Source organism: Undibacterium sp. Di26W, assembly GCF_049340265.1.
Classification (GTDB): domain Bacteria; phylum Pseudomonadota; class Gammaproteobacteria; order Burkholderiales; family Burkholderiaceae_D; genus Undibacterium.
Map to the genome: position 1 here is coordinate 16,884 of NZ_JBMPOR010000036.1, position 24,564 is coordinate 41,447.

Genomic DNA, 24,564 nt, shown 5'->3' on the forward strand with positions numbered 1-24,564 from the left:
ATTAGTGCATGACAATTTCTCAGTCCAGCAATTTCACAGAATACCCCTCTTTCCTGAACACCTCCAGTAATCCGTCACATCGTTCAGGATTTGCTTTTGATTGAAAGACGTGGCTCAGGCCCAGTGCATAGAATTGCATGCCTACACCCAGATTCTGCTTTATTATCCTTATCCAATTCTTGTTGCGACCACAGATAATCTCACGGTCAGATTCTTTCGAATCGCCTTCCCACAAGGGTGTCAAAAAACCTGTGGATACGCTGTCCGAAAATTCTTTATTGCTGTGAGCAATTCTTTCGTCAGACATGGGCTTGAAGTTGAATGGATCATAGGCCGTGACATATTTTTCCAAAAACTGAAGTCTTGCGTCCCCCATGTTGCAATAAGCTTCCAGCATTTCTGTGGCATTTTCTATAGAGGCATTGGTTTTTTCTTTGCGCTCCAGGGCTATAAAGCTGGCAATTTGGGAACGGGCCGTGCGGTCTATACCAAGTTGGCGTTTCAATTCAGGATTTTTGCGCAGTATTTCTGAAAATTTTTCTATCATGGCGGCATGCAGGCCGTACTCAGAAAGATTCTCTACCCTGCTCTTCACAAAATACAAATTGGCCTGGTGAAGTTCGCGTTTTTGCTGCTCGTTTAATTCAAGCCTGGCAGCAGTGGCATCAGCTTGTTCATCCGTTGGCATGGTCATGGCCGCATCCGCTCTTGTCACGCGGTCACGTAGTGCCTGCAAGCGTTCACGGTTGTCGGGCGTATCAGACAGGGGTACCGGGCAAGCAGGTATCTTGAAGCTGATCAGCAATGCAGCCTCATGCGAAAAGACATCTGCCTTCAGCGCCAGCGGCATGATCGTTCTTTGCAGATAATTATCGTATTCCACATCCAGCCCATTATGGGTAACAGGCAAGATATAGAATTTCCCGCTGATACCACTCTGGTTTGTTCCCGATATTTCCCACAAGCGGGGCACATCGGCAGCAAAGGCCAGCCTGTTTCCCGTTCCGCCCATCAACGTTGCGATGCACAGATGAATAATGCAACTGAGGATTTTCTTCCATTGCGCACGCGTGGTGGTTAGTGATCTGGGTCGTTCACTTTTCGATTTCTGCAAGGGCTCATCCATACTTTCCTGATTTCAATATCTCGTTCCCATTGAGGGAATGGACTCTGTCCATCTCGTTTTTCCAATCCAGATTGAATTGGTTGATCCGGTTCACGTCATATCGTCCACTTGGCGCTGATTATTTTTTTCAGTGTTGCGGCCCCAACACCACTTATTGTCGTTAAATTTTTCAGCGTATGGTCGCCTGGATTGCTCTTCAACCATTTAACTATCGCAGTTGATCGTGTCATATTTTTAACGACGGCATTTATTTCCGTGGCAGTCATTGTCCGCATATCGTCTGATGCCGCCGCTCCGCCGCTCACCGAGGTTTTTTGGCGCGCATATAAATAAACTGATTTCGCCTTTTTATAAGTTGCCTGCGGTTTTGATTTTGGCTTTACTGGAAAAGGTAGTACGGTTCCGGTAGAACTATCTCCATCGGTGAAGACCGAAAACATGAAGCGTTCTGGTGCTGTAGGACTGTAGATACTACTCGCATTAATTGCAGTTAACACCTGAACACCTTCCTTCCTGCCTGTGACGCTACCCTCCAGGTTCGAACTCACATCTTTTGCATTCGCATGCCAATATCCAGGTATGCGTGTCATGAACTTGAATTTGGTCGGTAAGCTACTATTTTTTGTATTTTTCTGAATGTAGTCAATGCCATCGTGCCAGGTTATACCGGACCCTCCAATTGTTTCGGTTTTTCCATCCATCACTCTGTCTACCAAATCCGACACAGGTACTTCATAGGTATCAGAGGGGTAACTGACTTCCGCTTTGACATGCACTTCTTTTTTCTTCGTCACCGCTTTCGTCGCGCCATTCTCCAACACAGATGAATACACCGGTGCATTAAATTCGTTTTCCTGCGGGGCGAGATTCCATGATTCATATAAATTAAACTTTGTGGGATCCATAATCTGATCACCGATAAGATGCCCACCTTCATACTGTTTACTTAACAAGTCGCCTGTATTAATCAGCTCTTCTTGCACCCCCATCCTGCCCACCTTGGACTCCCCCGTTCCCGAACGTCCTTTCCCGCGGGGTGACGTCGATACAGCCTCGACAGATCCAGGCCTATAAAATGTCTCAGTCACGCTATCATTACCACTGTTTAACAAGGTGTCATTCTTATTCACTTTCGGAAGCGGGCTGCCACCAGCCTCAAACTCTTCTTTCATATAATGCTTGTTGATATTTTTCAGGAACTGCCCCAACGGGCCCAGTTCCTGCCCATCATACTGGACCGCATCTAATTTATCCGTACCACCGCCACTACCTTTTTGCCCGGACACTATTTTCGTAGTGACGGGAACATAAATGGAAGGCGATGCCGTTAACTCCGCATACATTTTGCTGTCTTCTGCATCGTGTACCAGATGTGATGCATCTAAATCAAACTGTGTTTGCAAGCTCTGCAATTTCCGGTTCAACCTGGGTACGTCTTCGTCGGTCACAGCGCCCTGCTTCATCCATGCATTAAAAATATCGCCGGCCGCCATTTTTCGTCCGTCAGACTTCATCTGAGGCAATATTTTTTCTGTCCATTTTTTATTTGCATACACTGCTTTTTCAGAATAGACGCCTGTATTGATGACATGAAAGAAAATTTGCTTGTTCTTTTCCGGGGAGTCAGACTCACCCAAACGCAAGGCATTGCGGCCAGTTATTGCGGCCGCAATCCGAAGTTGCTGCTTCTGCTGCTCTTCCCATTGTCTATGATCATATTTTTCGTCGCCAAGAGAAATCCCTTCATTTTCTTCTTCAATAATTTCATTGTCATCTTCGTCTTTTTCCGTATAGTTAATTGAAGGAGAAAATCTCATCGCTTCCATTTCCTGGCTAAATTCATCGAATTCATCAAATGAATTAGCTTCCTCTCCTTCCTGGAAAATGTCTTCCTTCACTCCATGCTCTGCCACTGCCTGCCAGCCGTTTTCTTCGATCACATCGTCCACGGCTTCATCAAAAGCGCTTTCAAAATCAGCGAAGAATTCTTCTGTCAATGTCTGCTCACCCACATATCGAATGAAATCCCGACGAACACGATTTCCCTTTTCCTCAACGGTGATCTTTCCATTACTTTCCTCTGCGAATTGCATTCCATGCTCCCGCCCAAGATGGACAGCAAGGTCACTTTGATCTTCGATTTGTTTTTCAGGTACTTGAAGCTCAGGCTGGTAGGAACCAGAGGAAGAAGACCAGCCAATATCATCTTCAATTTCAATGGGGATTCCGACATCTTCAAACAAGTGGTGTTCGCTGAGAGCATCATCGTTCTCCTCTTTTCCCTCATCGATCATGGGGTTTCCTTTTTCCTCTTGCTCGGAAAAATTGGAAGAAAACGTCTGTTCACCGTGTAGGAAGTTGTTTATGTAGTCCTGGTCTTCAGGCAAGGCAGAGGAATTCTGATAATCCACAGATTCTTCGTCCTCCATGCCGGACCCCAAACTCTCTGCTGTCTCATTATTGTGAAGCGGAGAACTAAAACTGGGTTCGTAACTGCCTTCATTTTTTAATTTCTTTTTTGGATTTTCAGAAGGCTTTTTCCTTTTTTCATCTCCAAATCTGGTGAATTTTCTTTTCAACGGTATTTCGGGCTGTATAATTTCCCACTCACCCAACCACTGATCATTGATGAAATAGATGTTCAGTGTTTCCTGCCCACCAAAAATCATCAATTGTATTTTCCCTCCATCCCTGGCAATTTCCTTATAATATTGACCTGCTTCCATGTCTTGCCACAAGCCCCCCACTGTTTGTATAAACGCGCCTTGAACTACTTGCTGGCCCCCGGCACCTGATATCACCGTGGGAACGGTATCCGGCGCAGCGCCGTGATGTCCGGCACCACTAGCCAAAGCCCGCGCCCCCATGACATCCGCCTCGTTTTCCAAGCCAGCGTCATCATTGACAGGCACGCCCTGCTTCATCTGCGTCGTCGCCTGCACCCTGCCCTGCATTTGCTGCACCACGTGCCAGGCTTCGTGCGGCAAATGCTGTTCTTGCCCAGGTGCCAGGTGGATGTCGCTGCCCTGGGCATAGGCATGGGCCTGCAATTGCGCTGGCTGGGATGAGTTGTAGTGCACCTTGACGTGATCAAGACTCATGCCGGACAGGTTTTCCACACCAGTCTTGAGTTCGTCTGGCAAACCCGTACGATTGGGACTGGCAGGCGCTACCTGCGTGCGTACAGTGCTTGCGCCGGAATCACTGCCCTGTACCTGACGCTGCGACGGTGCTTGCTTCATGGCGTCATCAGTCTTGCCACTGACAGGCAATCGCTGTATCTGCGGACTGTTATGGCTGTTGTCTGCCAAGTGCCGGATAGACCGCAGTTGCCGGGCCTGGGGGCTGTTGTTGGCCAGTTGCTGCATGGACCTGAGTTGATGTGCTTGCGGGCTGGTGTTAGCCAGATCCTGCAAGCGTCTTTGCATTTGTGCAATAGGCCGCTGATCAAAAAATTCCCGCCCCGCTTCATCGGGCAGTTGTTGCGCCGGCTGGGTAACAGTCTGCGTGCTGGTAGTTGCCTGGTCGCTGGTGACGCGCGCCGCCGTTTCACTCATGGTGTGATTTCATTCCGGTTTCCTGACGAACTTACTGACGATCTTGCTGACAAGTACAAAGAATTTACATTGTTATTATAATAATTTTGGTGTAATTTATCACTTGTTTCGTTTTTTTCGTGTTGTAGACTAGTGCTTTGGCGTTGCCTCACGCGAGAAAAGCCAAATTCCAGTCAAACCATTCCATACATGCCAGGGTGATTTATGAAATCGCGTCTCTCAGCACCGGTAGAAGCAGCAAGACAAAGTCCTTCGTGGCAAAACACGCCGCTGCAAAAAAAGAAAAATCCGCCCGGCTTCACGGATCAAAGGCCGGCTGCCATCGCACAAATGAAATTGCAAGCCATGGCAAGCAACAGCCCGCAGGCGATGCAGCTCAAGGCAAGAATGGAAATGACCGGCCAGCACAACTTGCCGGTACAGCGAGCGAAAGAGGACGACCTCATGCAGGGCAAGTTTGAAACTGCCCAATTGGCGAAGGAAGATGAACTTACCCAAGGCAAGTTTGAAACTACGCAATTAGCGAAGGAAGACGAGCTTACGCAGGGCAAGTTTGACACTGCGCAATTGGCGAAGGAAGATGAGCTTACGCAGGGCAAGTTTGAACCTGTGCAGCGGGTGGAAGACGAAGAACCGGCCTAAGGTACCTGTACGTACACATGTGTACACATAGGGCAAAATCGTAAGGCATCATCAGGCCAGCAAGACAGTAGCTTGCTGCGCCATGATGGCGCTACGACAAAAATGCGTTCCCTCCAGTCTGTATTGATTTAGCGTCGCTCCATTTTTATCGAATACAGTCAATCGCCATGCAGACACATACCAGCCAGGACGTTGCCAGCAAAACTCTTTCAGCGAAAACGACAGAGGGAAAAACGCAAGGCCTGGGATTGATTGACAGCACAATCCAGACTACCGATCAGCGCCCTGAAGCAGGTGCCATGCGGCAATTGCAAAGCCTGGCAAACCACAGCACAAGGGCATTGCAGTTACAAAACCTGCAAAAAATGGCAGGACAAAGCCCACAGGCAACCCGGCTCAACACCTTGCAGGCGATGGCCGATGAACATGCCGCACAACACATGCAACGCCAGCCCCCTGCCCTGCAACGCCAAGCCAGCAGAGAAACCGGCGAAGCAGGCAGCACACCTGTTGCAACCAACGCCCGCCCATCAAAGAACAATGGCTTGCCAGCGCAACTACAGGCAGGTGTGGAAAGCCTGTCCGGTATGAGCCTGGACCATGTCCAGGTACATTACAACTCCGACAAACCCGCCCAGTTACAAGCCCATGCTTATGCCCAGGGCAGCGACATCCACCTGGCACCGGGGCAAGAAAAACACTTGCCGCATGAAGCCTGGCATGTGGTCCAGCAAGCACAGGGCCGCGTGCGCCCCACCCTGCAAATGAAACAGGGGGTGCCAGTCAATGACGACGTGGGGCTGGAACAGGAAGCCGATGTGATGGGGGCCAGAGCCATGTCGGTAGCGGCAGCAAGTGTTACGGCACAACGGCAAAGCCTGGAAACACGGGGCGTTTATTCAGCAGTACAAAGACAGGGCATCGTGCAAACGATGGCGGTGGCGCAGCTCACAAAAAAAGACGATATTCTTGCGCTTGGCAAGGGCTTCACTGAAGGGGATGCCAATAATTTGAACGCCATTACTCAGGGGTGGGGATCAGCCTTAGAGTTGGCAAAAACAACGACAAGAGATTTCCTCAGGAAAATCGTAGCTACAGCACATCCTATACTCTTAAAACGACAGATATTACAAAATCTTGATGAGGCAAATTACGATCATTTATTGGGTTTTGTCGGAAACAGTGCAGCGGAATTGGCCAAGCTGGTAAAAAAGGAGGCGGGAACCAGTCTCGTCAGACGCATGGTAGGCGAACAGGCGCCGCCCTTGCGAGCGATGGTATTGGGCATGTCAAACAACGCAGACCTTAAAGATATAAGTCAGCTTGGTTATATCTGCCAACACTATCCAAGGTTCTTCGCCATTACCGATGCAGAAAAGACCCGGGCAGCAGCACAATTGCAAATCGTGATTACCTGCCTTGGCAAGATGCCAGTTGGCATGCTGGCGATATTGGAAACTGCCGCCCCCACGTTTGCTGACTTGCAAGCGATGAGTCCAAGATTAACCAAAACGTCCGGGATGAAAGACATACTGGCCGCTTATCCCAACTTCCGCGCAATAGCAGTAGCACAAGTGATTGGCGCAACGGCGTTGCTGCAAACCGTGATTACCTGGTTAACCAACAATCCTGGCCTGCTTGGCATACTGGAAACCGCCAATCCCGATTTTGGGGCTTTGCAGGGATTCATAGCGACGCTCACCAAAACTGCAGGCTTGCCAGACATTCTTGCAACTTACCCTAAATTCCGCGTCATTGCGCTAGCTCAATTGGCAGGCGCATCGGCCCAGTTGCAAGCAGTGATCACCTGGTTAACAGACAATAAAGGCCTGCTTGGTATTCTGGAAACGGCCAACCCCAGCTTTGCAGAGCTACAAGGCTTGATGCCGACGATTACGAAAACGTCAGGCTTGCCCGCCATTCTTACAAGTTATCCCAACTTCCGTGCCATTGCATTAGCTCAATTGACAGGCGCATCAGCGTTGCTACAGACTGTAATAACCTGGCTGACCGGGAAAGATGCTGCTGTACTTGGCGTATTGGAAACGGCCAACCCCAGCTTTGTGGCCCTGCAGGCCATGATACCAACGCTCACCAATCTGGATTCACTTCCTAACATTTTGAAGAAGTATGCCAATTTCAAGCCTATTGCAGTGGCTCAGGTCGTGGCGGCACCGGCCTTGTTGCAAACGGTCATTACCCACCTTGGCTCAAAGAAAGATCCTGTCTTGACCTGGTTGCATACCAATAACCCGAATTTCGCTGTTTTACAGGTATTGGCTGTGCAAAGACCAGACAACACCGTGCTGGGTATGCTGGTCAACTTTGCAAAAGAAGCGGCACCAGGCAATGACGACTACGAAGCAATTGGTCTCCAGCAGAACGAATACCGCATCGGCCATTTTGCGCTGGGCCATACGCTGCGTGGCATGCTGCCGGTGCCTGCCCTGGATGGCCCCAAAACATTATGGCCTGCGGCAACCACGCTGGCGCTGGTACGTGGAGTATGTTTGGATTTTGACCAGAACAATGCCACCACCTTGAATGCTGCGGAGAACTTTACCTATACGCCAACGGTAATGCCAAACAATCAGATTTTTGCAGCGAAAAACAACAACGGCGCCGACCGCAACAAGTTCGACCAACTATATCCCCGAAGCGGCACCCCCATAACTCAGGCCGAGTCCATCAAGTTGTCCTTAATCAACGCAGTTAAAGCAGACTGGACCGCCGGCCCATAACCCCAGCTTATAGTCCCTGTATGCATTTGACGACCTTATTTGGTGACCTTATTGCCAAGCATGTGCATATTTACAGATGCTTACCAAAATTTAAAGCAATATAGAGAAATTCGATTGTCAGCCCTGTCTGCATTCGATAGTATTCGTGCAACTAAAGACCTCTGCGCAAAAGGGAGAATTCATGCGTCGTATTTGGATCGTCACCGGTACTGTTGTCACAGTCGCCGCCGCGGCTCTTGCCTACCAGTTGGGTAAGCACTGGAAAGATTATCACTACGTGGGCGGCCGCCTGAAAGTGGATATGTCACAACCTGATGCGCTGATACGCACCACCAGCCTGTCCAGGCTGCCGCGTGATTTGTTGCGGGTGCCCATCGCCAAAGATGTGCTGACCGAAGACCTGGCCTTTTATTACGAACAGAACGAAGACCGCATGGGCCTGAACGGTGCCATCAAGCGTATTGCCTATGAGCATGAACTTGACTGGCAAGACAAGCTATACGCCAGCATTTTTAATGAACCGGCAGAAGTCGCCTTCTGGCGCGATGGCAAAGGTGCGCTGCGCCATTATGCCGTCGTCATGCGCCGCGGCGTATTTACCAAGGCGCTGGAAGAAGCTGCCAAGGTTGCCTTGAAAGATGGCCAGTTGAAAAAAGCCGGCGACATCAGCACCGACAAAGGCAACGCACTGGTCCTGGCACTGGAAGTCAACCCGCGCCGTACCCTGCTGTTGATCAGCCAGGGCGACCGCATGGTGGTCTTGTCTGATCCCGGCCTGCTGTTTGATGAAAGCAACAGCATGGTGAAAGAAGCTCGTGCTGCCGTCACCAACTGGCTGGAACATGATGGTGCGCTGTCGAAGCAATTTGACCTGGACAATATAGTAAGCTCTGCAGCCCCACCTGCTGATACCGCCAGACACACGCTGGCCCTAGGCGCGCCTACCATGGCGCTGGGGTATGGCGCTTTTGTGTCGGGCTTTAAAGGTATGCGTTTTGATTTTGGTGGCGACTGGTCAACCTCGGTCTGGCTGGATTCGAATAAACTGACATCGGCCCAATTGCTGGACCCGGCGCTGTGGACTGCCGCCCCGGCCAACCCAAGTGCCTGCGTGGTCATGCCGGTTGACTGGGCGATGGTGAACCAGGTATTGAAAGAAGCGTCTGCCAAGCCAAATTTGCCTGAGCAGGCACTGGCCAGCCTGTCTGGTCCTGGCCTGGCTTGCTGGTACCGTGAATCGAACTTGTATTCACCGGTATTTATTGCCAAACTGCCTGCCAATACCGCCAACCGCGACACCACCTTGCAAGCCATGGCCACCTGGGCCATCGCCAGTGGCGAACAGGCCGCACCCGGCAAGGGCAAAACCAAGGCCAAGCCTGATCAAAAATTCTGGCGCAATGCCAACAGCAAGGCAACCCTGGCGGCCAGTGCCGATTTTGTGGTGTTTTCGCCTGATGGTGGCCTGGTTGAAAAAGTCATCGACACCATCGCCCGCAGCAACCCCAGCGTGGCGGACCAAAGCCCTGGCACACAGAACACACTGGGCATGATCACGCCGCGCCCACTGTCTGAAATGGCGCAGCGCGAAGTGTATGCAGCCCTCAGCAACCCGGATGACGCCAGTTTTCTGGATGCAGCCAAGACCCATCTGCCAGCGCGCATGAAGGCCCTGGCCAGTTACCCGCCTATCCGCCTGGAATTGAGCAAGACCCAGGCCAGTGGCAAAGCCTGGCAAAAAGTCGATTGGATCAGCAAGGAGAAATCCAATTGAACCGCCGACAAGTCTTGCACACCCTGGCACTGAAGGGCACGCTGGCCAGTAGCGCCGCATTAGGCGTACTGGGCTGGCAGCGGCTGGCGCTGGCGCAAAAGGTGACGGCACCAGCGGTACCATTACCCGTGTCCCCGTCCGCATCTGGTAACAGTAAAGCGGCCAATCCGGCTTCGCCTGTGGTAACCAGCACACCGATGGCACTGACACCGGCGCAATCGCGCAGCTTCAGGGGCTGGATGACACGCATCATCGCTGCCCAGTTAACCGCAGGCCCCACCCCGCGCTGGCAACAGCGTGATTGTGTGGGCCTGGTGCGTTTTGCCGTGGCCGAATCGCTGCGCGAGCATGATGAAAAATGGAAGCGTGCGAATGGCATGCTGGGCACGGCCTTGCCGCCAGAAATCGAGCTGGACAAAAGTACCCAGTCGGTGCGCCATCAGTGGCGGCTGGCAGATGGCTCGGTATCGGCCTATGTCAGCGCGATAGAAATGGTGCAAGAGAACGCCCGTTTTCGCAGCAAGGACTGTAACCTGGCCGCCCCCGGTGATTTGCTGTTTTATGACCAGGGCGATGCCCAGCATCTGATGGTGTGGATGAATTCTTACATCGCCTATCACACCGGCACCGTCACGCCCACTGACAATGGCTTGCGCGCCGTCAAGCTGCGCGACTTGCAAGCCTGGCGCGATACGCGCTGGCACCCTACCCAAGATAATCCCAATTTTGCGGGCGTGTATCGCCTCAATTTCTTGTCCGCCTGAAAGCGCCCAATGAAAGCCAAACTCAATCAATCTCGCTATTTCACTTTCCTGACAGCGCTGTGCGCCCTATTATTGTTCATGCCTGCGATAGCGCAGGATGGCAGCGGCGGTTCATCGTTCTTCTTGCTCAGTGATGCGGCCTATGGTTCTGCCGACAATGCCACCGTGCGGCTGGAAGCGCAAGACATGGGTCAGATCGCCGAATATGGCGGTGTCGATGTGTACGTCTATAAGGTCAAAGACCCGCTGGACTTTTTGAAGGCACAAAAAAACCTGCACCGCATTGATAGCCAGGGCAATTACAAGGGCAAGGGTATAGCCGACGCCCTGGCCCGTACCTGGGATAGCTGGTGGATGGCGTCGCGCCGGATGTGGCGCAACCTGTTTTCTGCCGATGCCAGGAAAGCCGTGACCACGCAAGTGCCAGAAGTGCGCCTGCACCCGCTGGTGAAAGCCCCGACACCACAGCAACTGAACCCGCTGTACCAGCCGCTGAAGGCGCATACCCTGGTAGACAGCTTCCGTTACCCTGTGCATGTGGCCCAGCCTATACAGCCACCCAAAGGCGTCCAGCTCGATGGCAGCAGCAGTGAATTTATCGCTTCGCCCAAAGGCAATGTCCTGATACCGCTGGGTAAAAAAGAACCCGGCCTGTATCTGGTGGAAGCCATGGTCGGCAGCTATCGCGCTGTGACTTTGGTATTTGTGTCTGATTCCATCGCCGTCACCAAAGTGTCCAGCAAACAAATGCTGGTATGGGTAGCAGACCGCCGCACCAGCCAGCCGGTGGCGGAAGCCAAAACCGTATGGACCGACGGTGCCGGTATCTTAAGTACCGGTAACACCGATGCCAGCGGCATAGCCAATTTTGAGCGCGATGCGCCAGAAAAAACCTATGTCTATGGTGAAGACAGCAAAGGCGGTGTCTTTGTTGCAGAAAACTATTATTACGACAGCGAAATCTATAACACCAAACTGTATGCCGTCACCGACCGCCCCCTGTATCGCCCTGGCGAAACTGTATATGTGAAATTTTTGGGCCGTACTTTCCTATCAGCCCGTGAATCCACACCCATCACCGCAGGTGAATTGAAGTTGCAGGTGTTTGATGCCAATGGCTTCCCGGTCGCGGCCCAGACCCTGCAAATGACACCGCAATCGGGTGGTGACACCGTATTTCAGTTGCCAGACAATGCGGTGGCCGGTGGTTACGAATTACGCTTCAACTACAAGGGCAATAACTACGGTGCTGCCTTCCGCGTGGCAGAATACCAAAAGCCGCATTTTGAAATCAATGTCTTGCCCGGTAAAAAAGATTACAAAACCAATGAAGCCGTCAGCGGCAAGCTGCAACTGGTCTACCCCGACGGCAAACCCGTGGTCAATGCCAAGGCAGACCTGACCGTACGCGCCCAGCGCCTGACGATAGTGGAAGGTGACCTGGGTTATGCAGGCCAGTTCCCGGTTCAGTTGAGCAACACCGTACTGACCACCGACAGCAATGGCTTTGTCGACTTTAAACTGCCCGCAGCGACTGAGCCCAGCCGCTATGTCTTGACGGTGTTGGCGACCGACGGTGCTGCCTACCGCGTGCGCGCCACCAAAGAAATTTTGGTGGAACGTGGTGCCGGTACCTATAGCCTGAAAGCCGAACGCGCCTTCTCTGCCGTTGGTGAAAACATGAACTTTGCCATGACTGCCCTGCCGGTACCCGGCAACGTGGTCAGCACCCTCAGCGCGCCAGCAACATGGGATTGGGTCAGACTGGAAAACCAGAAAAAATCCAGCGGTAAACTTGGCAACAGCAATAAGCTGGGCCTGGCCTTCCCTGAACCTGGCACCTATACCCTGTCAGTGCGTGATGCTAACGGCAATATCCTTGGTGCGACATCCCATTATGTCAGCGGTGCCGGTGTCACTGCGCCGCAGGGTTCGATAGAAATGGTGTTTGACAAGGCCAGCTACAAGCCGGGTGAAACAGCCAGTGCCCTGATCACCTTCCCGCAGCAAATTGACCAGGCCCTGTTCACGCTGGAACGTGACAAGGTAGAAAAAACTGCTTTGATGAATAATGGCAACTCGAATGCAAGCGGCTGGCTCACTGCCAAGCGTTTGTCACCGATGCAGTGGAAGGTAGAAATACCAGTGCAGGATACCTATGGCCCCAACATCACCCTGTCTGTGGTGTATGTGAAGGGTGCTGATTATGTGTTCCAGAACCTGGGCCTGAAGGTGGAACAGCCACGCATCAACGTCGCCGTCAAAGCCGACAAGGCCGTGTATGCGCCGGGTGACAAGGTCACGCTGGACCTGACTGCCATGGTCGCCGGCCAGCCAGCAGGCGGCAGCCAGTTGACGGTGGGCGTGGTGGATGAAATGATCTATGTGCTGCAGCCAGAAATTGCACCGGACATTTCTGACTTTTTCTATCACCCGCGTCGCAATAACGTGCGCACCTCGGCCAGCCTGAGCTTTATCGCCTATGACCTGGCGGTACCGCCATCCAAGCTGGCCTTACCGGCCAACGGGCAAACCCATGACCGTGCCATCAAGGTATTGGAAAGACCGCGCCGTGAAGACAAGGACACCGCCCTGTGGCAACCGAATGTCACCACCGACGCCAGCGGTCGCGCCCGCCTGAGCTTCACCATGCCTGATTCGCTGACGCGCTGGCGCATTACCGTGCGGGCCACGGCCGCCAGCGGCAATGTCGGCCAAAACATTGCCTATGTGCGGTCTGATAAAGATTTTTATGTGAAATGGACCAGCCCGAACTGGATGCGCGTGCAGGATGCACCTAACGCCAGCGTCGCCATCTTCAACCAGGGTAACCAGGATGCCAGCGCCAGCCTCAGTGTCACAGGTTCTGGCGTCAACAAACAAGAAAACCTGAAACTGAAACCGGGTGCCAATTTTGTGTCGCTGCCGCTGAAAGCCAATGGCCTCGACAACAAGATAGACCTGTCGCTGGCTGTGGGCGGCAAGACGGTCGATGCGCTGAATGTACCGCTGAAGATTATCCCCGTACACTGGCTCAGCCAGCGCTCGGTCAGCGTGCCGGTCACCGGCAAGGAAACCATATTGAAACTGCCAGCAGATGCCAGCAACCTGCAACTGCAATTTGCAGACAGCGCCAATGCCCAGTTCCGCCGTTTGATGGATGACCTGATCGACTACCCGTTTGGTTGTGTCGAGCAAACATCCAGCCGCCTGATCCCATACAGCCTGGCCTTGCAGGCGACGCTGCCAAGCGAAGAAAAACTGACGGCACAACTGACGCAACGCCTGTACAGCTACCGCTTCCGCCTGGCGCAAATGGCTGGCCCCAACGCCACCTTTGGCTGGTGGAGCGTGCCAGAAAAGGATGGCGATGCCCTGCTGACCACCTATGCCTACTATGCCGACTGGCATGCCAGCCGCGCCCTCAAACTGGCGCTGCCAGACGGCCATTTTGATCGCCTGACCGAAGTCTATCGCAAGGACGGCATCAACCAGCCCGTATGGCAACGCGCCCTGATGCTGTACTGGATGCAGGACATGGGCTTGCCGGTACGTTCACTGGCCGAAGCCCTGAGCGAAGAACTGGGCAACAAGGCTGCATCTGCCAAACCAGCCGCTGTGACCCCACGCTCTGGTATGAGCAGTATGATCTTTGCCAGCCGGGATGATGATCTGCAAAACGCCATGAGCACCTTGCTGGCCGCCTATGTGGTCCAGCAAAGCAAGGGCAACCTGACAGCCGCCACCAGCGCAGCCCTGCCGGATGCCGCAGCACGCGTACACCAGGCCGACCTGCCTTTGGGTGAAGCCTTGCTGATTTTGACTGGCAAACGCCCGGCCAATGAAAGCGCAGCGGTACTTGAACGGGTACGGGCTGAATACCCAACCATAGACCGCGCCTTGGCCCTGCTGTGGACTTACCGCGCCATGGGTGGCGGTACTGCCGGTAAATCTGGCGCCAATGACCCACTGCTGCGCAACAACATGGCCAAGGTGGAACTGGAAGCCGGCTGGCAGGCAAGGGAAACCATCACCGGCCAGAATGTATTCCGCTGGAATGTCACTGCCGCCACACCGGCACCAGGCGTCATCAAGATGACATCGACCCCAAGTGCCGGCATGATAGCGATCGCCCAGTTTGACAGCCGCGAGCCAGAAAAATCCAGTCTGCCAGTGAAGCTGGAACGCCGCCTGTACCGCCTGGTGCCAGAAGCCATCACCGCGCCAAGCACCGCCAGCAAACCTGCCGCCAACTCGGCAAGTGCAGTGGCACAGCCTGTGCCTGGCAAAGCTGGGTTCAAGCTGGAATTATTGGGTGATGGTGCGACACTGAAGACCGATGAAGTGTATCTGGATGAAGTCGTGCTGACCCGCACATCCGGCCCGACGCTGAACTTTGGCATCGTTGAAGTACCGCTGCCACCGGGTACCACGGCTGACCGTTCTACCTGGGGCATCAGCGTTCGTTTCCCTGGTGGCAAAGATATGGAAGCGATGGAACGTGCGCGTTATGAACAGACCCCACGTGGCTATGCCGTGCCGGTAGACGCACTGACAAATGAAGTCGTGGTGCGCCACCTGGTCAGGGCCGCGCAGACCGGCAAGTTTGCCCTGCCGCCTGCCCGCTACTACCGTATGTACCAGCCAGACCAGAAAGCCTTTGAGGACAAGCCACGTGCGATTATGGAAATTCGCTGACCCTGCGCGTAAGCTAATCCGTGTCAGCATGCTTGCCAGCGCCACCATAGGGGCCGTAGCAGTGCTGCCTTTGTCCTCCCATGCGGCGGATGAAGCCAGCACAGCCACGGTGGCCTGGCTGCGCGATGGCAAGGTGGAGCTGCGCGCGCTGTCAGGTGCCTTGCCTGGTACCTCAGCCAGCACATCATCCACTCCGGATAGCAAAGCGGTAGAACAAAAAATTCCACTCGGTAGCCTGTGGAAGCTGTTTGTCTACGCCTACCTGCAAGACAATCACGTGCGGGAAAGTGCCTATACCTGCAATGCAAAAAAAGACCAGCGCAGCAAGCTGGAAAAAGACGAAGAACGTTATTGCTGTGAACCCGGCGATCAGGTGCAGCGCGACAGCGCCCTGGCAAGGTCATGCGCGCCCTACTTTTCACCGGCACGCCTGGGTCTGAACGACAAGGACTGGAAAAGCTACTGGCAAACCCGCAGCGACGCCACCTGGTTACAGCGCACAGCACAACTACAGCCAGACACCCAGATCAGCATCAAGGATTTGCTGGAAACCTTAAACAAGTTTTCACCACAGGCACGTGCCGCTGCCCGCGCTGCCCTGCTGGAAACCGCCGTGCAAGGCTATGGCCGCGCAGCCTGGGCGCAACTGGGTACCGGCATACGCTACAAAACCTATTCCTGGCATCTGCCTGACCAGAGCGCCTTTGGTGGTGCCGCAGGCTGGCTGGCCGATGGCACGCCATTCTGGTTTGGTGCGCGTGGGTCCAGCCGGTCTACCCTCAGCACCTGGGCCAATGCGCTGGCCATCACCCTGCCCGCACCACGCTGGGCAGGTATCAATAACATGGACAATGTTGGCGACGAAGCCCATTGCGTCGATGTCGATTTTTTTGCCCGTTACCCTTTGCGTGAAGTCCTTCCTCTGCCAGCGCCTGTCAACTCGACCGGAACCACCGCCCGCGTCGGCACCATGACAGGCAAATACCGCCTGCAATTTGCCAATGGCAATACGCTGGACATCAACAGCAATGGCAGCCTTACCCTGCAGCGTGCGCCCGGCATGGCACCGCAAATCACTGGCCGCCTCAGCGTCAATGACTATGTTGCCCGCGTGGTAGACCGTGAAGGCGACGCCGCCAATGTGCAGGCTGCCCGCAGCCTGGCAATTGCCGCCCGCACTTACCTGCTACAAAATGCCGCCCTTGACCATGGCTGCTGGCGCATCGCCGACGCCACCAGCCGCCAGCGCGTCAGCGCCAACCCAGCGACCGAAGCCGCCATGGATGCCGCCTGGTTCACCGATGACCTGATACTGCAAGGCGCCAACGTGCGCTATCACAATGACAGCGCCGGCACCAACCGCATGTCCTTGAAAGACGCCGCAAAACAGGCCAGCCAGGGCTGGAATTTTGAACGCATCCTGGCCGCCAGTTATCCGCAAGCCAGCATCGCCAGCTTCAACGGCAAATCCGATTGTCAACCTCTGGCCGCAGCACAAAGCTGGTTGGCCAATAACAGCAGCAAATGGCAAGCCCTGCTGCGCCGCGAGCCCGGTTTTGAAAACCCCGACACGCCACCCGCCGTATGCGCCCTGGCCAGCGGCAACCCTTATTCAGACCAGAAGCGCATGCGTATCTATGCACGCGGCTGGCGCAGCCTGGACGAACGCATCACCCTCGCCCATGAATACCTGCACCTGGCTTTACGATTTCATCCGAACGGCGCCAACGAAGACTATGTAGAAAAACTGGCGCGCCGCCTCATAGAAGGAAGTACATGATCAAGCTCAAATTCACACGCCTGGCCGTCGTCGCTGTTGGTACCGCCGTTGGCACAACCGTGGCCATGCTATCGGCGACCAGCGCCTTCGCTGCCGATGTCAATGTCGACGCCCCGCGTGGTGGCTGGCGGCATAGCGGCGGTGAATCATCCCCTTTTACCCAGCCCGTGCATTACCCGGCATCGTCCGTCAATACCGAAGGCCAGAACGAAATGGCCCTGATCAAAGGCCGCATCAATGGCAACATCAAAAAAGGCCCGGGCAAACTGATCGTTAATGGTGTCGGCATGCCGCTGTCTGTGGGCGCCGCTGGTGAATTTGCCCGCCCCTACTCGTTCAGTTCTGGTTCCAACAATGTCGAAGTGCGCAGCCCTGACGGCAGCGATGTCAAGCGCGTGCAGTTTTTTGACACCAACACCAGCCGCCCACTGACACGCCTGCGTGTGGTCTTGTCGTGGGACAGCGATGGCACCGATCTTGATCTGCACGTTATTTCACCAGACGGCCAGCACGTGTTTTACGGCAACCGCGTGGTAGCCAATGGCGGCGCACTGGATGTCGACGTCACCACCGGCTACGGGCCAGAAATCTATGCCAACACCGCCCCCATCAAAGGCACCTACCATGTGTACGTCAACTATTATGGCAGCGGCGGCAATGACAAAGACCTGACCATCGCCAAGGTCGCCATCATCAGCCAGGAAGGCACGCTTTCAGAAAAGCAGCAAAGCTTTCAGGTGCCCATGCGCAAGGCCGGTGAGCTGACGCTGATCAAATCCTTCACCTATCCTTGAGACCCACGCCATGAAGATCCCCCTTTTTTTGCTGGGCTGTGTCGTGCTAAGCGGTGCGATCGGCACCACCCATGCCCTCGCCGATGAAAAACCCGCCGCCACTGAACAACCCACCATCAACAGCCCGCGTGGTGGCTGGAACTATGGCGGCCTGACCGACAAATCCAGTGAAGGACGTGCATCTTACCCGCTGCCACCGATAGACCGTGGCACGCAAAAAAACCGCACCCTGATCGAAGGCCACATCCGCGACGCTGGCAAACAAAGAAAGCACACCCTCATCGTCAACGGCAACCCCATGGTACTCAACTATGGCACCGATGGCCGCTATGAACGCCACTATGCCTTTGGCAGCGGTTCCAACAATATAGAAATCATGGGGCCAGATGGCAAGAGCCTGCAACGCGTACAGTATTACGAAGCCAATACCCAGCAACTGTCGCCCCAGCTACGCATCATCTGTTCATGGGATGCGCCAGAAGCCGAAGTGGACCTGCACATCATCACCCCCGACGGCCAGCACGCCTTTTTTGGCGTGCCCACCTTGAATGGCGGTGGTGGCCTCGATGTTGATAGCGTCGACGGCCCCGGCCCAGAAATGTTCACCACCATCGCCCCCCTGCATGGCGCTTACCATGTGTTTGTCAATTATTGGGGTAACTATACCAGCGCAGGCGGTTATAACTTTGACGAAGGCCAACGCAAACAGCCCATCATCACCGCCCGCGTGACCCTGGTGTTTTATGAAAACACCGCCAGAGAAAAACGCGAAAGCTTCGTCATCCCGTTACGCAAGATCGGCGATTTGAACCTGGTGAAATCGTTCATGTTTTGAGGGTGCAATTTGAGATTTAATCTGGGGTGTAATCTAAAGTCTAATCTAAGGGTTAATCTGATCAGGAGAACCGCATGAAATGGACTAAAGCCATTGCCGCTTTTGTGGTCTTACCCCTGCTGGCCATCGCAAGTATGCCCACGCTGGCCGAACCAGTCACAATCAAGCGTCTGGATGGTTCCAGCATCTCGTCCACAGAAGTAGAAACCCAGGTCACGCGCATGATGGCAGCGTCCTGCGTCACCGGCCTTGGCATCGCCATCCTCAACGACAATAAAATTGTTTATACCAAGAGCTTTGGCTGGCGCGACAAAGACCAGCAATTGCCATTGACCGAAGACACCATCATGTATGGTGCATCCTTCACCAAGGCCGTATTTGCCACGCTTGTATCGCAACTGGTGACTGAAGGCGTGCTTGATCTGGATGTACCAATACAAAAATACCTACCCAAGCCCTTGCCAGACTATGACAACTACCGCGACCTGGCAGACGACCCGCGCTACCTGACCATCACGCTGCGCATGCTGTTGAACCATACCGCCGGTTTCGCCAACTTCCGCTGGCTGAACGCCAGCAAAAAGCTTGAAATAAAATTCACCCCCGGCAGCAGATATGCGTATTCAGGCGAAGGCATCTATCTGGCCCAACTCGTCGTTGAAACCGTCACCGGCAAAAAAACAGGCGACCTGATCCAGGAAAGAATTTTTAATCCCCTTGGCATGCACAACACCAGCATGCAATGGCAAGACCGCTTCAGCGACAACCTGGCCGTCGGTCACGATGCAAAAGAAAAACCAATGGACCACGTAAAAAGAAAAAAAGTACATGCCGCCGGTTCCATGGACACCACCCTGAATGACTACGCCCATTTCATCCAGGGCGTCATGCAGGCAAGCATCATTAGCAAAGACGCCAAAGCCATCATGCTGGCACCACAGATCGCCATCACCACACCCACCCAGTTCCCCACCCTGTCCACCACATCAAGCGACGACAACAAACCCATACAACTATCCTACGGCCTGGGCTGGGGCATCTTCCAGACACCCCACGGCAAAGCCTACTTCAAAGAAGGCCACGACGACGGCTGGGAAAACCATTCCGTCGTCTTCGACGACCAAAAAACCGCCGTCGTCATCATGAGCAACAGCGCCAACGGCGACCACATCTTCAAAGATCTGCTGGAATTGCTGATACGGGACGTGTACACGCCGTGGAAATGGGAAGGGTATGTGCCTTTGCAGTGTAGTCGTGTGGTGATGGGGAGTTTGGGCTCAGAAAAGTAGAATTTCAAGCCCGCAACGCACGAAAAATTCACAGATATCACGAAATTTCCTAGATGCGATTTATTTGGCTTCTGTTGTAATATGATTCGCTTAACACAGCCAGCCAAATTCGAATTCGGCGTTTATCAACGTACCTGTCGCGTCATCTTATGCTACATGCTGTGATACTTCTTGCTCAATCCGTTCCGGATTAAGCCAGACCAAAATTGGGAGTCAGCCCTTACGTTACGACAATTCAAATCCTATCCTATAGAACTTATTTTAATGCGAGCACATCACACGGAAATGACTACCGTGATTTATTACATTTTTTTCCAAACCTCTGCACTGACCTTACCTGTCGATATCGATTTGACGCAATTACTCGCCGTCAAAACGGGAAGCGACATACCGTAATAACCATCCGAGTCTGAAAAAAGCTCATAAACCGTCTCAAGTTGCACATATTTGGTATTCGGTGGAATGAATGGCATAGGTTGCCTCTGCGGAGGCGCGATTTTGAAATGTACCTGGGCAAAGGTTTCAAGTTCCCAGAGCGTCAGACAAGGCTTGAGTTTTTCCAGTGATATGCTGGCATACACTCTTGCTACTTTCGGTGGCGTGTCCCGATTCAGGGCATGCGAATAGCCGACGGGATAATTCTTATTCGGGTTAATTGCCTTCTGCTCACAGTATGTTTTTATCGGATTATCAGGCCAGCCATCAGTGCCAGGATTCCAGCATGCAGCAGGTGTGAAGTGAACACCCAGGGTAGCTTCGACATCTTCGCCTGTGAAGAAACGGTTCATTCTGTACAAGGAAAATAAGCCTTTGATGGCCTGCTGTAATTCCGGCTGCTGCTCAAGAATGAATAGCGGGCGCGCATAACTGGTTGCAGGGAAAATTGCCATGTAGGCTAATAAAATCAGACTTATCGTTGATAGGTTTTTACGCATTTTTGCCATGACAAAATTAACTACCATGAATCAAAGAAACACAGAAAGTTTTTATTTACACTACCATAAATTACAATTTATCAGAAACATTTTTTTACAATCTGTTTTTAAGGCTGCAAACTTGCGCGTGTTGACATATCATTTTATTCATTCAAAAAAACAATGATAGAGAAAGATGACGCGAAGCTGATCAAATCCTCCTTTGTTTGAATTTCCCATATTTCATTTCAACTCACGATGAAACCCTCACTACAAGAACGTCTGACAGGTGGCCTTATCGGGCTGCTGGTTGGTGATGCACTGGGTGTGCCGTATGAATTTCATGATGCGTCGGCCATCCCTGCTATTGAGCTGATAGAGTTCGATCCTCCGCCCGACTTTAAACGTTCACATGGCAGCGTTCCGCCAGGAACCTGGTCTGATGATGGGGCGCAAGCGCTTTGCCTGCTGGCGTCATTGCTTGCATGTCAGCGATTTGATGCAGATGATTTCGGTCGGCGACTGGTGATGTGGTACGACGCTGGTTATATGGCGGTAGATGAAATCGTGTTTGATGTCGGTATCACCACCGGAAAAGCAATACGTGCGATGCGCCAGAATGTGCCCGCCCTGGACGCTGGCGCGCGCGACGCGCATGAAAATGGCAATGGCTCGCTGATGCGCGTATTGCCGCTGGCGCTGTGGCATCGCGGTTCTGATGCTGATCTGGCGAGGGATGCACAGTTGCAGTCTCAAGTCACACATGCACATCTGCGATCACAAATATGTTGCGCGCTATACTGCTTGTGGGCACGTCGAATATTCAACGATGTTGCCGATCCCTGGGCAGATGCCGTAATGGTATTACGCAACCTCTACGCTGACAGTCCGCAAGAATTGGAAGAACTTGAATGGTCAATCCGGCCCGACTATCCAGCCGAAGGTAAAGGCTCAGGCTATGTTGTTGATTGCCTGCGCTCTGCCCGTATGGTGCTGGGAACTGGCAGTTATGAAGATGTGGTCCGTGCAGCAGTCCGCCTGGGCAATGACACCGACACGACAGCCTGCGTCGCCGGAGGCATCGCAGGCATACGAGATGGCATTGGAGCGATACCGCAAAGATGGAAAACCGAATTGCGTGGCCAGGCAATAATGCAACCATTGCTTGATGGTCTGTTGAGGCAGCATGGGATATCAATTGCAGATGCAGGTTTGGTCAACGCAAATCCAGGCGTTGAAATTTTAAAGAAAACCAATGTCTGACCAATTTAAGAAAATGCGTACAACCACAATCAGCTTCACGAAAGCAATCGCCTATAAATGGATGACTAGCGCAGGATAATCACAGAATGACGACACCGACACCAGACATTGAAGGATTAAAAGCTGAAATAAGGAACGCTGATGTATATCTTTTTGTGAATGGGCATGAAAGTGAGGCCGCAGACTTATTGGTTCGCGCATTGACACAAAAGCATCCTGATATCCTTTTACCGATGTTATGCGACGGTGAGGTAAGCCTCCAAAGATTGGAAACTATGATTTCACGACAATGTCTTCGAGCATTGTGCGAAGGGTTGCAAATTTGGACTAATTGTTATTTTCAGAATTGGTTTCCAATTATCAGCTCCGGATATATGTCACCAGAGACGCAATATAAGGACTATTTCTTTCCTAATCTACGATTATTGGCAAGTCTTGAGAGATTTGGAATTTTCTCCACAAGCAAATCAAAGCTTGGCGAAAAAAAGTCTATCGTGGCGAGTATAGTCGGTGATGAACCTGGGCTTTCAAGCAAAGAAATTAGTGAGATTCTCTACATAGGCCAGGAAGTGAAATTCAAAGTTCTAGGTGAAAGTATTATTCGTCTGGGTCATGTGAAAGACATTGATCCCTGGCGAGAGCTAGGGAGACGCACTGCGCAAGTGGACATTGAGGAACCGGATACTGGAAACAGATTTTTGGTACCTGCCTATGCAATTTTACCTGAGTCCTATCTATCTGAAATAGCGAAAGAAAAGCGCATCGTCTTTCAGGAAAATCTACCATCATCAGGCCATTTGGGTGAAATTACGAATGTCATATTTACCGCCGATGGCCGTTTTCTGTTATCAAGTTCCATTGATGGCATGTTACGGTATTGGGATGTTGCAACCGGAAACTGTCTGCAAGTTTTTCAAGGGCACACCAACAGCATTACATGCATGGCGTTGTCAAATGATGGACTCTATGCCCTTTCTGGTTCGCCCGATATGACCGTGAGGTTTTGGGAAATTGCCACGGGAAAATGTCTTCAGGTGTTTACCGGACATCAGGATAGCATCGCCGGTTTGGATTTCAGCTCAGATGGAAAGTTCGCTATTTCTGTAGAGTCAACGCAATTAGAGGAAAGCCCTCCAATAATACGTTTATGGGACACCGCGACTGGAAATTGCAGGTTTTCTTACGCTGGTCATAAACTAAAAGTTATAAGCATCAAATTTCTCGCTGACAATAAGACTTTTATATCTACCTCGGTAGATCAAAGTATACGTGTTTGGGATGTCGAAAGTGGTGCCTGTTTGAAAGTTATTAATGTTAATGCCGGCGTGCTCTTTGGAGGATATTTAGGAAAAATTTTAAGCTTAGCAGACGATACTATTTGTTGCTACGCATACAATCAGCAAGGTAGAAAAAATGTATTGGAAACTTGGAATGTTAAAACAGGCCAAGAGAAAACTTTATTAGAAGGGGTTTTCCACAGACATACTCGCATGCCTGTTTTTATTAGTGGTTCAAAATTTATTCTTTTAGATTGGAAAGCATTGACTGCGGAAATTCGAAATATTACTACTGGGGATTGCGAACATGTTTTGGTAGGACATAGAGAGCGCGTTAAATGCGCAGCCATTTGCCCTGATGGCCGCTATCTGGTGACGGGTGCCAAAGACCGGCAGTTAATTCTTTGGGATGTCGAGAGTGGAGCTCGCTTATACATGTTTGGTTATAGGATTCCAGATAACTATTCTGAAACGGTCCAATATATTGAACCGCAGAATGGAAAAGTACGTGGCATTGATTGGGATTTGCATGAAAAAACTTTGCAGCATCGACCAAGGTGATTGGGCCTGGGCTTTGTTTCTTATCCGACGGAGATGATATATAAGTCGGGAAAGTAAGAAGGCCTAGCGTATTGCCATGTTTGCTGCGGTTAGCTGCAGCCACGTCAGCAAAAGTTCTGCATCTGTAAAAACCGCAGCCAGCATTGCCAAGTAAGCAAAACCGTTTTATCCGGTATCAGTCATCTGTCTGAATGAAAGACCGGGCTGCAACTTGCATACCTATTTTGCTTCTTCATAATAATCATAGTAAGGCCAATAATCAACACTATCCCTGCATTCCGCAGAGACAACAGAACGATGTTTTAAGAGTTCAATGCGATGCGCTAAGGGCATCCTGCACATGTCGCTATCCTCTTCAATGTCAAAAGCTGCACCCAGGTTGATGACACCCTCATCAACGTTATAGGCATAACGGTCACCAAGGGGGTGTCCGGAATTTTGTGTAAACGGTTTTTCGTTTAGTTCTGCGACATCCGGTCATCGAACTGGATGGTAAAGCGATTGAGTGCTCCTTTCCAGTCCCGTATTGGCATTGTCCATTTCTTGCTG

General features: G+C 52.3%; 14 protein-coding genes. 11 read left to right on the top strand and 3 right to left on the bottom strand.

Going from position 1 to position 24,564, the window contains the following annotated elements; all coding sequences use genetic code 11:
- Window positions 1-19 precede the first annotated feature (19 nt).
- Both ACO0LM_RS27215 and ACO0LM_RS27220 read right to left on the bottom strand, forming a co-directional pair.
- Window positions 20-1,126 (bottom strand): hypothetical protein, encoded by a 1,107-nt coding sequence (locus ACO0LM_RS27215; protein WP_423041848.1) that lies wholly within the window; start codon window positions 1,124-1,126, stop codon window positions 20-22.
- Between the two features lie 95 nt (window positions 1,127-1,221).
- Window positions 1,222-4,683 carry a DUF4157 domain-containing protein gene (locus tag ACO0LM_RS27220; protein WP_423041850.1) on the bottom strand — a complete coding sequence of 1,154 codons (3,462 nt, stop codon included), beginning with the start codon at window positions 4,681-4,683 and terminating at the stop codon, window positions 1,222-1,224.
- A 204-nt stretch (window positions 4,684-4,887) separates the two neighbouring features.
- On the opposite strand from ACO0LM_RS27220, the gene ACO0LM_RS27225 reads away from it, so the two are divergent.
- The 9 genes from ACO0LM_RS27225 to ACO0LM_RS27265 all read left to right on the top strand — a co-directional run bounded on the left by ACO0LM_RS27225 (window position 4,888) and on the right by ACO0LM_RS27265 (window position 20,000).
- The gene (locus ACO0LM_RS27225) at window positions 4,888-5,325 is read left to right on the top strand and encodes a hypothetical protein (RefSeq protein ID WP_423041852.1); all 438 of its coding nucleotides are present in this window, start codon (window positions 4,888-4,890) and stop codon (window positions 5,323-5,325) included.
- Between the two features lie 167 nt (window positions 5,326-5,492).
- On the top strand, window positions 5,493-8,066 hold the full coding sequence (locus ACO0LM_RS27230; RefSeq protein WP_423041854.1) for a DUF4157 domain-containing protein: 2,574 nt from the start codon (window positions 5,493-5,495) through the stop codon (window positions 8,064-8,066).
- A 181-nt stretch (window positions 8,067-8,247) separates the two neighbouring features.
- Entirely contained in the window at window positions 8,248-9,840 is a 1,593-nt protein-coding gene (locus ACO0LM_RS27235; RefSeq protein WP_423041856.1) for a DUF2138 family protein, read from the top strand.
- A complete protein-coding gene (locus ACO0LM_RS27240; RefSeq protein ID WP_423041858.1) occupies window positions 9,837-10,604 on the top strand; it encodes a DUF1175 family protein in 768 nt (255 codons plus the stop codon). Before ACO0LM_RS27235 ends, ACO0LM_RS27240 begins: the two co-directional genes overlap by 4 nt.
- Window positions 10,605-10,613: 9 nt before the next feature.
- Window positions 10,614-15,302: an alpha-2-macroglobulin family protein gene (locus tag ACO0LM_RS27245; protein ID WP_423041860.1), complete on the top strand. Its 4,689-nt coding sequence runs from the start codon at window positions 10,614-10,616 to the stop codon at window positions 15,300-15,302.
- Window positions 15,280-17,082: a DUF2300 domain-containing protein gene (locus ACO0LM_RS27250; protein ID WP_423041862.1), complete on the top strand. Its 1,803-nt coding sequence runs from the start codon at window positions 15,280-15,282 to the stop codon at window positions 17,080-17,082. The genes ACO0LM_RS27245 and ACO0LM_RS27250 overlap by 23 nt, the downstream gene beginning before the upstream one ends.
- Window positions 17,079-17,876: a YfaP family protein gene (locus ACO0LM_RS27255; protein WP_423041864.1), complete on the top strand. Its 798-nt coding sequence runs from the start codon at window positions 17,079-17,081 to the stop codon at window positions 17,874-17,876. Before ACO0LM_RS27250 ends, ACO0LM_RS27255 begins: the two co-directional genes overlap by 4 nt.
- 10 nt (window positions 17,877-17,886) lie before the next feature.
- A complete protein-coding gene (locus ACO0LM_RS27260; protein WP_422985054.1) occupies window positions 17,887-18,711 on the top strand; it encodes a YfaP family protein in 825 nt (274 codons plus the stop codon).
- A 74-nt stretch (window positions 18,712-18,785) separates the two neighbouring features.
- Entirely contained in the window at window positions 18,786-20,000 is a 1,215-nt protein-coding gene (locus ACO0LM_RS27265) for a serine hydrolase domain-containing protein (protein WP_423041866.1), read from the top strand.
- Between the two features lie 302 nt (window positions 20,001-20,302).
- Here the strand turns inward: ACO0LM_RS27265 and ACO0LM_RS27270 are convergent, their stop codons facing one another.
- Window positions 20,303-20,944, bottom strand: a complete 642-nt coding sequence (locus ACO0LM_RS27270; RefSeq protein ID WP_423041868.1) for a hypothetical protein — start codon at window positions 20,942-20,944, stop codon at window positions 20,303-20,305.
- Window positions 20,945-21,172: 228 nt separating this feature from the next.
- Here ACO0LM_RS27270 and ACO0LM_RS27275 point away from each other — a divergent pair, with 228 nt between their 5' ends.
- Together ACO0LM_RS27275 and ACO0LM_RS27280 are read left to right on the top strand one after the other, a co-directional pair.
- Entirely contained in the window at window positions 21,173-22,177 is a 1,005-nt protein-coding gene (locus ACO0LM_RS27275; RefSeq protein ID WP_423041870.1) for an ADP-ribosylglycohydrolase family protein, read from the top strand.
- Window positions 22,178-22,263: 86 nt separating this feature from the next.
- Window positions 22,264-24,015 carry a WD40 repeat domain-containing protein gene (locus ACO0LM_RS27280; RefSeq protein ID WP_423041872.1) on the top strand — a complete coding sequence of 584 codons (1,752 nt, stop codon included), beginning with the start codon at window positions 22,264-22,266 and terminating at the stop codon, window positions 24,013-24,015.
- Window positions 24,016-24,564: the final 549 nt, after the last annotated feature.

Bases quoted from the DNA above. Each gene is read 5' to 3' on its own strand.
- ACO0LM_RS27265 (WP_423041866.1), top strand. From the start codon at position 18,786: ATGAAATGGACTAAAGCCATTGCCGCTTTTGTGGTCTTACCCCTGCTG.
- ACO0LM_RS27280 (WP_423041872.1), top strand. From the start codon at position 22,264: ATGACGACACCGACACCAGACATTGAAGGATTAAAAGCTGAAATAAGG.
- ACO0LM_RS27225 (WP_423041852.1), top strand. From the start codon at position 4,888: ATGAAATCGCGTCTCTCAGCACCGGTAGAAGCAGCAAGACAAAGTCCT.
- ACO0LM_RS27230 (WP_423041854.1), top strand. From the start codon at position 5,493: ATGCAGACACATACCAGCCAGGACGTTGCCAGCAAAACTCTTTCAGCG.
- ACO0LM_RS27245 (WP_423041860.1), top strand. From the start codon at position 10,614: ATGAAAGCCAAACTCAATCAATCTCGCTATTTCACTTTCCTGACAGCG.
- ACO0LM_RS27235 (WP_423041856.1), top strand. From the start codon at position 8,248: ATGCGTCGTATTTGGATCGTCACCGGTACTGTTGTCACAGTCGCCGCC.
- ACO0LM_RS27255 (WP_423041864.1), top strand. From the start codon at position 17,079: ATGATCAAGCTCAAATTCACACGCCTGGCCGTCGTCGCTGTTGGTACC.
- ACO0LM_RS27275 (WP_423041870.1), top strand. From the start codon at position 21,173: ATGAAACCCTCACTACAAGAACGTCTGACAGGTGGCCTTATCGGGCTG.
- ACO0LM_RS27260 (WP_422985054.1), top strand. From the start codon at position 17,887: ATGAAGATCCCCCTTTTTTTGCTGGGCTGTGTCGTGCTAAGCGGTGCG.
- ACO0LM_RS27270 (WP_423041868.1), bottom strand. From the start codon at position 20,944: ATGGCAAAAATGCGTAAAAACCTATCAACGATAAGTCTGATTTTATTA.
- ACO0LM_RS27220 (WP_423041850.1), bottom strand. From the start codon at position 4,683: ATGAGTGAAACGGCGGCGCGCGTCACCAGCGACCAGGCAACTACCAGC.
- ACO0LM_RS27215 (WP_423041848.1), bottom strand. From the start codon at position 1,126: ATGGATGAGCCCTTGCAGAAATCGAAAAGTGAACGACCCAGATCACTA.